Source organism: Proteobacteria bacterium CG1_02_64_396, assembly GCA_001872725.1.
GTDB lineage: Bacteria > Pseudomonadota > MNWR01 > CG1-02-64-396 > CG1-02-64-396 > CG1-02-64-396.
The window spans coordinates 1-9,583 of record MNWR01000035.1 but is presented as its reverse complement, the minus strand read 5'-3'; the positions used below and the strand labels follow the sequence as shown (position 1 = coordinate 9,583).

Here is a 9,583-nt window from a genome sequence, read left to right as displayed (position 1 = left end):
CCCGCGTGAGCACGACCTTGGAAGCCACTATTTCCGGAGCGAATTAGCTCCGGCCTCATTGAAGCGGTGGCCCACTTCTGGTACATCGCATGAGCCTCCAATATTTCCGGAGCGAATTAGCTCCGGCCTCATTGAAGCACGCACCCCCCCGAAGACCTTCAGCACCTCCTCGCTATTTCCGGAGCGAATTAGCTCCGGCCTCATTGAAGCCGGGTTGCCGCGTTTCGACGCTGCAAATCTCCCCAATATTTCCGGAGCGAATTAGCTCCGGCCTCATTGAAGCTTGGAAACACAGCTCCGACCATCAAAATCGACGGGTCTATTTCCGGAGCGAATTAGCTCCGGCCTCATTGAAGCTTACTGGGAGGACAATGACGGGGAAGACATGCTGGTATTTCCGGAGCGAATTAGCTCCGGCCTCATTGAAGCAATAAACTCAAGTCTGTGGTCAAAAAAATCGAAAAGTATTTCCGGAGCGAATTAGCTCCGGCCTCATTGAAGCTCTATAGTGGCCCCGGCGGCTATTATGACGCCGAATATTTCCGGAGCGAATTAGCTCCGGCCTCATTGAAGCCGGTCGAATTCGGTCGCCTGGGTGGCCAGATTTTCTATTTCCGGAGCGAATTAGCTCCGGCCTCATTGAAGCCCCTTGCTGGATCTATCGATTGCGGGCGAGCAATATTATTTCCGGAGCGAATTAGCTCCGGCCTCATTGAAGCGTTAGCGGACGAATCACAAAAGCAAAATTCGGCAAGTATTTCCGGAGCGAATTAGCTCCGGCCTCATTGAAGCCGGGTTGCCGCGTTTCGACGCTGCAAATCTCCCCAATATTTCCGGAGCGAATTAGCTCCGGCCTCATTGAAGCTTGGAAACACAGCTCCGACCATCAAAATCGACGGGTCTATTTCCGGAGCGAATTAGCTCCGGCCTCATTGAAGCTTACTGGGAGGACAATGACGGGGAAGACATGCTGGTATTTCCGGAGCGAATTAGCTCCGGCCTCATTGAAGCAATAAACTCAAGTCTGTGGTCAAAAAAATCGAAAAGTATTTCCGGAGCGAATTAGCTCCGGCCTCATTGAAGCTCTATAGTGGCCCCGGCGGCTATTATGACGCCGAATATTTCCGGAGCGAATTAGCTCCGGCCTCATTGAAGCCGGTCGAATTCGGTCGCCTGGGTGGCCAGATTTTCTATTTCCGGAGCGAATTAGCTCCGGCCTCATTGAAGCCCCTTGCTGGATCTATCGATTGCGGGCGAGCAATATTATTTCCGGAGCGAATTAGCTCCGGCCTCATTGAAGCGTTAGCGGACGAATCACAAAAGCAAAATTCGGCAAGTATTTCCGGAGCGAATTAGCTCCGGCCTCATTGAAGCAGGCTTGGGGCTTTTTTTGATCTCACTCGGCAGCAGGTATTTCCGGAGCGAATTAGCTCCGGCCTCATTGAAGCTTGGCGTTCTCGCCCGTGGGTCGGGCGATATTCCGGTATTTCCGGAGCGAATTAGCTCCGGCCTCATTGAAGCTGCCCGCCAAATTCGCGGCAACGACAGAGTTCAAAATATTTCCGGAGCGAATTAGCTCCGGCCTCATTGAAGCGATCCCCCCCATTCGCCTTATTACGCCCGTAATTCTATTTCCGGAGCGAATTAGCTCCGGCCTCATTGAAGCTTGGGTCAATCGGCAGCAGGGAGAGTCGGAACCCCTTATTTCCGGAGCGAATTAGCTCCGGCCTCATTGAAGCTCCGAGAGAGGTCCGATCCCCAGACACGTCGCCCCCCTATTTCCGGAGCGAATTAGCTCCGGCCTCATTGAAGCTCATTTCAGTGGCGCCCCATTAATAATAGCGTCGCATATTTCCGGAGCGAATTAGCTCCGGCCTCATTGAAGCCGGCAGTCGGTCGACGATCTGACCGAGTTGTCGCGAGTATTTCCGGAGCGAATTAGCTCCGGCCTCATTGAAGCGGATCTCATGACCGCCCCCGTGACCCCCGCGCTGTTATTTCCGGAGCGAATTAGCTCCGGCCTCATTGAAGCAGCGGCTTCGGCCGGTAATAACTCTCGGCCATGTTAGTATTTCCGGAGCGAATTAGCTCCGGCCTCATTGAAGCCGCGAGATCGCCGCGACCCTGGACGCGGACCAGGTGGTATTTCCGGAGCGAATTAGCTCCGGCCTCATTGAAGCGCTGTCGCGGTCGGCGACAATGGGGGGGTCGTCGGATATTTCCGGAGCGAATTAGCTCCGGCCTCATTGAAGCGGAACATTCCAGACGGGGTGTTGACCTGGATGGTTTTATTTCCGGAGCGAATTAGCTCCGGCCTCATTGAAGCTGCAAAATTGATCGGCACTGTGCCGATCGATATCACTATTTCCGGAGCGAATTAGCTCCGGCCTCATTGAAGCGGGGGGACACCCCCCGGAAGGGGGACACCCCCGGAAGTATTTCCGGAGCGAATTAGCTCCGGCCTCATTGAAGCGTAGGGCTTATCCTGACGGGCTTTTGCACTAGCCATTCGCCCGGAAATAAATTCCGGGCGTGGATTGAAACGGCCCTGCCCCTCACCCCCCATACCCCAGCACCGCCGCCACATGGCAGCCGCTGCCCGTCAGCACAAACAGGTGCCAGATGAAATGGCTGTAGCGCAAGCGTGCGTCCAGGGCGAAGAAGGGGACCCCCAGGGTGTAGGCCAGCCCCCCCGCCACCAGCCAGGCGATCCCCGCCCCCGTCATCGTCTGGGACAGTGGCCCCAGTGCCAGAGCGATCAACCACCCCATGGTTAGATACAGGATGGACGACAACACTGGACTGGCCTCTCGGGTCACCGCCTTGAGAACCACCCCCCCCAGCGCCAACCCCCAGATCGTTCCAAACAAACTCCACCCCCAGACGGCAGGCAAGATCCCCAAGGTGAAGGGGGAATAAGAACCGGCAATCAGCAGAAAAATGGCGGCGTGTTCGAGGATCTGAAACACCTCTTTGGCCTTGCCCCTGGGCAGGGCGTGGTAGAGGGTCGAGGCGAGGTAGAGCAGGATCAAACAGGCACCGAACAGACTCGATCCAACGACCAGTCCGGTATTCCCCAACTGGACGGCTTTCACGATCAGAACCGGGGTTACGGCGATGGCGGCCAGCAGCCCCAGGCCGTGACTGACGCTGTTGGCGATCTCTTCGCCCAGGGTTTGCACACGGGGGTCGGTGGGAGCGGTCATGCGGATTCAACCTTCGGCTCTACGTAGGTGGTCAAGGGGGGGCTAGGAGTCTGTCGGACTTGAGATCGTCCTACTGCGCCGGCGGGTAATCGGTCCAAATTCCCCCGGTTTTTCGTCACATAGCCACCACTATGATCCTCAAAACCGTGAAAATTTGGCCTCGATTCCCCACTCGGCTCGCTACGGACGCTCAAGCCCGACAGGCTCCTAGGCTGTGTGCCGGGCCTCAGCGTTTGAGCCGCTGCAACAAACCTTGGGCTCTTTGCTTGCGAATGAATCCCTCGTTGCGGGGCCATTGGCCGGTTTTCATGCGGAGGGTCAACGCCTCCCACAAACCGAGGACGATCAGGGGAACCAGCACCACCAGGATCAGCGGCGCCACGGCGATCCAAATCGCCCCCTCCCCCGCCTTGCCCAGCCAGCTCCAGCGCTCGGGATCGCCGGTCAGCTTTTGCAACCCCGTCAGCATAAAAAAGAGGAGCACCGCGTCGATGACGATGGCGCCATAGCCGAAGGGAACACGGCAGATCCAGCCGCTGCTGCCGCTTTCGAGCACGAACCCCAGCACCGATAGCCCCCCGTCGCAGGCCCGCGCCCCCGGACCGAAGCCGATCCAGGTCGCCATGGCGGCCAGCCCCAGCAAAATCGGGAAGACAAAAAGGTTGGCCCAGCGGGTTCCGTGGGCCAGCACCGCCAACCCTGCCGCAACGAAGACACTCCCCGCCGCCAGCCCCATCCAGGCTGGACCGTTGATCTGCGCGGCGCCCACCGGCCCCAGGTCGAAGGCCGACAAAATCGGAATCGCCCCCATCGCCATGGTGAACAGGCTTAAAAACAAGCGCAGGCCCAGCGACATGGGGGCGTTGGTTGGGGTCATGGGGATTCCGGGCCGAGGGGCAACAGGGTTTCGGCGGCCACCTCGCCTTGCCTGGCCAAGGCCAGCATCTGCTCGGCCAACGGCCTCATGCCCCCCGCCACCGCCACCGCTTGCAGATCGTCGCCGCTCGCCTGGGCCGCCAGCGCCCGGCCCACCGCCGGGGTCGCCTCCAACAGTTCGCAGATCGACACCTGCCCGCTCACCTCCTGACCGTCGCAGCTTGGGCAGCCCGTCCCGCGCCGAAAGAGCGGTCCATCGTCGGGGCGTCCACCTGCCCGCAGCAGCCCCCGGATTTCGTCATGGGGCGCCACCCCCTGGCGGCAGTCGGGGCACAAACGCTCGGTCTGCCGCTGGGCGAGGATCCCCCGCAGGGTCGCGGCCAACTGGGGGGATGGCAGCCCCAGGGCACGTAGCTGCGCCACCGCCCCCACTGCGTCATGTGCCTGCAACCGCAGCAGCAACGGCAACCGCTCCGCAGCCTGAAGCGCCGCCGCGGCGCCTTCTTCATCGATGGGCAAGGCGCAGGCGAGCAGGTCGGGGCGGTGGCGCAGGGCGGTTTGCACAGCCTCGGCCCCCGTCGTGCCAGGGGCGACCGGCCAAAGGGTCACCCCCCGTGGGGGGAGGCGCAGGGTTTCGGTCAATCCCAGGGCGTGGCCGGACCGCTCGGCCACCCGCGCCAGCAGCGCATCCACGGTGGCGTCGCACCCCGTGCCGTCGGGGCCGGCCACCACGATCAACCCGTGGGGCTGGGTCAGCCAGTCGCTCACCAGGCTTTGTGCTTCGGGCGACAACCCCAGTTGAGCAAGCTCAAGGGGGATGCTGGGGGGCAGCGGCTCCAGCATCAGGCTGGGGCCGAAGGGGGTGGGCAGGGTCGACACATGCAGCAGCCTGGGCTCCCCCTCCCCGCTCGGGTTTGAATCCGGCAGCGGCAGCAACCCTTGGTGGGGACGACTCGGATCGAGCCGATCCATGGCGGCAAGCCGCAGGATCGCCTTAACCGCCACCCCCATCCCAGCCAATGCAATGGTGTCGAGCTGCTGCCACCCCCCTTCGATGTGGCAGGTCACCGCCAAACCGTCCGCCTGGGGCAACAGGTGAATCGCCTTCGCCCCTTGCGCCAAAGCCTGACGCAAGGTTGCCTCCAACCGCGTCGCCCCCCCCGCCTCGCCGACCACCGGCGCGGCGAGGCCGCCCCGCTCGATCAACGCCTGAATCTGCCCCTTGGGGGCGAGCACCTCGCGCACCTCTTGATCGACCAAGGCCCGCACGATGTCATAGGGTTCAGTCGCCAGAGGGTCGCTGATGGCAATGGTCAGGCTGCGCATGTCGCGGGCGATGGGGACGATGCCGTAGCGGCGCTGGATGTGGGGGGGTACCTGCGCGAGGGCCTCGGGCTGAACCGGGTATTCCTCAAGATCGACCAGGGGCAGATCGAACTTCACCCCCAGCGCCGCCAAGATGTGCCCTTCGTTGACCGTCCCCATCTCGATGAGGATGTCGCCCAGCTTGCGTCCCCTGCGCCGCTGCTGCTCGGCCAACGCCGCCTCGATGTCGCTGCGTTCCACCAACCCCTCGGCGATCAATACCTCCCCCAGTTTCATCCGCTTGCGGGCCTGAAGCGCCACCGCTTGCTCGATCTGCCGCGCCTCGATCTTGCGCTGCTCGATCAAGATCGCCCCCAGGGGGGTGTCGCGGTCGACCTTTTGGATCGCCGCCGCTTGATCGACCTGCTCGGCCGCCACCACCCCCTCCCCCACCAAAATCGCCCCCAACGGCTCCAGCCGCTCCTTGCTGCGCACCCCGTAGCGGAAGAAGAAGATGCGGTGGAAAGGGCTGTCGGGATCGACCGGGTAGCCGTGAAACCAGAGCGATCCGTGGGTCCCCAACTGGGTAAGGATCAAAAACTCCCCCCCGTTGTGGGTGTGAACCTTCAAGGGTGCCATGCCGGGGCGGTCGGGCGTGGTCGCTTGGCCGGGGGCGCGATGGAAGGCAACAAAGGCGACCTTCTCGCGGGGGATCACCTGCTCGTCGCCGTCGGGGGAGCGGGTGAAGAGCAGTTGGGGGCTCATGGGGGTGAAGCGGGTCAAGGTGCCGCTGATCTCTTGGCCATCGGTCATCCCCAGGGTGACCAAGTCGTTGGGGGGAGCAGGTTGACCGTTCATGAAGGCTCCTTGAGGGATGAGGCGACGCGGTGGGGGCGACGGCCTTGACGGGACCTTGTTGCCCCTTCATTCGCGGTCGGGGACCGCTCCTACGAAAACCCTAAACCTTGCTCTTCGTCGGAGGCGTCCCCGACGCCGAACCCAGGGGGGGCATCACGCTGCACCCCCCTGCGATGTGCTGATCGATCCCTTCGGGCGAGATTCGCGGTCTATGCAACGTCTTGCCCCTTCATTCGCGGTCGGGGACCGCTCCTACGAAAACCCCAAACCCTGCTCTTCGTAGGAGGCGTCCCCGACGCCGAACCCAGGGGGGGCATCACGCCAAGGCCCCCTGCGATGTGCTGATCGGTCCCTTCGGGTGAGATTCGCGGTCTATGCGACGCTTTGCCTCTTCACATCGCGCCGAGGGCGGCGCTCCTACGAAAAACCCAAATCCTGCTTTTTGTAGGAGGCGTCCCCGACGCCGAACCCAGGGGGGGCATCACGCTGCGACCACCCCTTTGATGTGCTGATCGGTCCCTTCGGGCGAGATTCGCGGTCTATGCAACGTCTTGCCCCTTCACATCGCGCCGAGGGCGGCGCTCCTACGGTGGTGCACCTCTTTTGTAGGAGGCGTCCCCGACGCCGATGCAGGGGGGGCATCACGCTGCGGCCTTTTCATCCCTGAATGGAACGGTGGGTTTACGGGGCGATTCGGGGGGGGGGCCTTGAAGGGGGCGCCCCTTCACATCGCGGTCGGGGACCGTTCCTACCCCCCTCTACAGCAAAATCCTGAGCAAATCGTCTCGGGCAATCACCCCATCCCTGGCCAGCTCCAGGGCGTGTTGCCGCTTGAGCAGCATCCCCCCGGCGACCGCCACCTCTTCGAGCTCTTTGCCCATCTTCCCCTCTTTGATCGCTTGGCGCACCGGGGGGGTGATCTCTAGGAATTCGTAGATCATCGCCCGTCCGGCATAGCCGCTGTCGTGGCAGGTCGGGCACCCCTTGCCGGCCTGCCACAGGGGGGGTGGGCAGGGCAGGCCAAGCCCTTGCAAAATGTCGAAAATATCGTCGTCGGGATCGATTTGGGTGCGGCAATCGGGGCAGAGTTTTTTCACCAGCGATTGGCTGATGATGCCGAGCAGAGCGGGGGCGATCAGGTAGGTGGGCAGACCCAGATCGATCAGCCGCACGATGGTGTCGGCGGCGGTGTTGGTGTGCAGGGTCGAGAGCATCAGGTGGCCGGTCAACGCCGCCTCGACCCCGATGGAGGCGGTCTCTTGATCGCGCATCTCGCCCACCATAATCACGTCGGGGTCGTGGCGCAGGATGTTGCGCAGGATGCGCGCGAAGGTCATGCCGATCTTGGCGTTGACCTGTACCTGATTGACCCCCTCGATCTGCGACTCGACCGGATCCTCAATCGAAATCACATGCACCGGGCGGTCGACCACCCCCTGCAACACCGCAAACAGGGTGGTCGATTTGCCCGAACCGGTGGGGCCGGTGGCCAGAATCAACCCGAAGGGGCGCTGCGAAAGATCGACCATGCGCGCCTCGTCCTCGGGGCGCAGCCCCAGGCTGTGCAGGTCGACCGCCATCTCTTTGTTGAGCACCCGCATCACAATCGATTCGCCGAAGACGTTGGGAATCGCCGAGACCCGGAACTCCACCGGCGCCCCCTTGGGACGGCGCAGCAGCAACCGCCCATCCTGGGGCAACCGCCGCTCGGAGATGTCCATTCCGGCAATGATTTTGATGCGGGAGACCACCTGCGCCTGAATGCGCTTGTCGAGAAGGCGGTCGTGGATCAAATCGCCGTTGACCCGGTAGGCGACCACCAACCCCTTTTCTTGGGGCAGCAGGTGGATGTCGGAGGCCCTGCTGCTGAGCCCCTCCCAAATCAACTGGTTGACCAGCTTGACGATGGGGGCCTCGTCGGCGCCCCGCTTGAGCAGAAACTCGTTGAGCGGCTCATCCTGGGCCGAAATGCCGTGCTCCAGCACCAGATCCTCGGCGAGGGCGTCGATGTCGGCATCGTCTTCGGCGCCAGCCCCCAGCAGCTCGACCAGCTTGGCCTCGATCTGGGTTTTGGTGGCGACCACCTCTTTGATCGCCTTTTTCACCTGAAAACGCAGCACGTCGTAGTAACCGGTCGCCAGCGGGTCGCTGATGGCAATCGTCAGGGTCCGTTCGTCCTCCCTCACCGGCAAAATGCCGAACTTGTGGACGATGCGGTGGGCGACTCGGTCCAACACCTTGGGATCGATGGGGTATTCGTCCAGATCGACAAAGGGCAGGTGGAATTTCAAGGCCAGGGCGGTGGCAATGTGCACTTCGTCGACTACCCCCATCTCAATGAGGATGTCGCCCAGCTTCTTACCCCGTTTTTTCTGCTGCTCCTTCAGCGCCTCTTCGATGTCTTCGGGTTTGACCAGCCCCGCCTCGACCAGCACCTCACCGAGCCGCATCCGCTTGCGCACCTGGATCGAAACCGCCTCCTCGACCTTGTCGGCGGCGACCTTGTTTTGCTCCACCAAAATCTGCCCCAGCGGCTTGCTGCGCTCGGCCTGCTGCACCGCGATGGCGCGGTCGAGATCGACCCTGTCGATCACCCCCTCCCCCATCAGCAATTCCCCCAAGGGCTCCATCCGTTCGCGCTGACGCACCCCCGGCCCGTAGAAAAAGATGCGGTAAAACAGGTGGGTAGGGTCGATGGGGTAGCCGTAGAAGCCGACCTGGTTGTCGGCCCCGATCAACGAGACCACCTCGAAGAGGATCTGCCCCACCGTCTTGACCTTGAGGGGGACCATGCCGCGCATTTGGGGGTGTTGGGTTTGATTGGGCTGGCGGTGGAAACCGACGAAGGCGATCTCGTCGCGGGCCAGCAACATGCGTCGCGGCTTTTCACCTGAAGGGGTGTCGGGATCGAAGAGCAGTTGCGCCATCAAGGGGGAAAACTTCGGCAGGATGCCGCTCAGGCTGCGGCCATCCATCAGGCCCAGGGTGACGCGATTGGGGGATTCGGGGGTGGCTGCCATGCTGGACTCCATGGGTTCTCGCGGTGAAGTCAACGGTATCAAACGGCTACGACCGGTCGTATCTGTCCGGCCTCCTTGCCGACATGACCAGCTTAACCCCAGGTTGCCCCCGCCGCACAGGCAACGCACCATTTCAACATGAATCCCGACGACCGCCACGCCCTGTTGACCTACCTGCACACCATTGGGGTGCGGGAGCTGCCCATTGAGGGGCTGAGTGTGCCCGCCGAATTGGCGACGCCGCCGCTGCCCATTGAAGCCCCGGCTCCGGCTCGGACCACCCCGCCCCCCCCCTTTATGGCCGAGCGCCCAGCCCCC

General features: G+C 62.3%; 4 protein-coding genes, 1 pseudogene and 1 CRISPR repeat array. Of the genes and pseudogenes, 1 reads left to right on the top strand and 4 read right to left on the bottom strand.

The features are described from left to right. Positions 1–28 precede the first annotated feature (28 nt). Positions 29–2,473: a CRISPR direct-repeat array (repeat unit 37 nt; unit sequence TATTTCCGGAGCGAATTAGCTCCGGCCTCATTGAAGC). Positions 2,474–2,555: 82 nt separating this feature from the next. From AUJ55_04490 to AUJ55_04475, 4 genes are all read right to left on the bottom strand, one after another. Next, positions 2,556–3,206, bottom strand: coding sequence for a hemolysin D (locus AUJ55_04490; GenBank protein OIO58888.1), 651 nt, complete (start codon positions 3,204–3,206; stop codon positions 2,556–2,558). A gap of 226 nt (positions 3,207–3,432) precedes the next feature. After that, complete coding sequence (locus tag AUJ55_04485; GenBank protein OIO58887.1) at positions 3,433–4,083, bottom strand: hypothetical protein; 651 nt, start codon at positions 4,081–4,083, stop codon at positions 3,433–3,435. Further along, the gene (locus AUJ55_04480) at positions 4,080–6,245 is read right to left on the bottom strand and encodes a hypothetical protein (protein ID OIO58886.1); all 2,166 of its coding nucleotides are present in this window, start codon (positions 6,243–6,245) and stop codon (positions 4,080–4,082) included. The genes AUJ55_04485 and AUJ55_04480 overlap by 4 nt, the downstream gene beginning before the upstream one ends. Before the next feature lie 758 nt (positions 6,246–7,003). Continuing rightward, on the bottom strand, positions 7,004–9,277 hold the full coding sequence (locus tag AUJ55_04475) for a hypothetical protein (protein ID OIO58885.1): 2,274 nt from the start codon (positions 9,275–9,277) through the stop codon (positions 7,004–7,006). Between the two features lie 126 nt (positions 9,278–9,403). On the opposite strand from AUJ55_04475, the pseudogene AUJ55_04470 reads away from it, so the two are divergent. After that, positions 9,404–9,583 (top strand): annotated as a pseudogene (locus AUJ55_04470) (hypothetical protein).

Bases quoted from the DNA above. Each gene is read 5' to 3' on its own strand.
- AUJ55_04490 (OIO58888.1), bottom strand. From the start codon at position 3,206: ATGACCGCTCCCACCGACCCCCGTGTGCAAACCCTGGGCGAAGAGATC.
- AUJ55_04485 (OIO58887.1), bottom strand. From the start codon at position 4,083: ATGACCCCAACCAACGCCCCCATGTCGCTGGGCCTGCGCTTGTTTTTA.
- AUJ55_04480 (OIO58886.1), bottom strand. From the start codon at position 6,245: ATGAACGGTCAACCTGCTCCCCCCAACGACTTGGTCACCCTGGGGATG.
- AUJ55_04475 (OIO58885.1), bottom strand. From the start codon at position 9,277: ATGGAGTCCAGCATGGCAGCCACCCCCGAATCCCCCAATCGCGTCACC.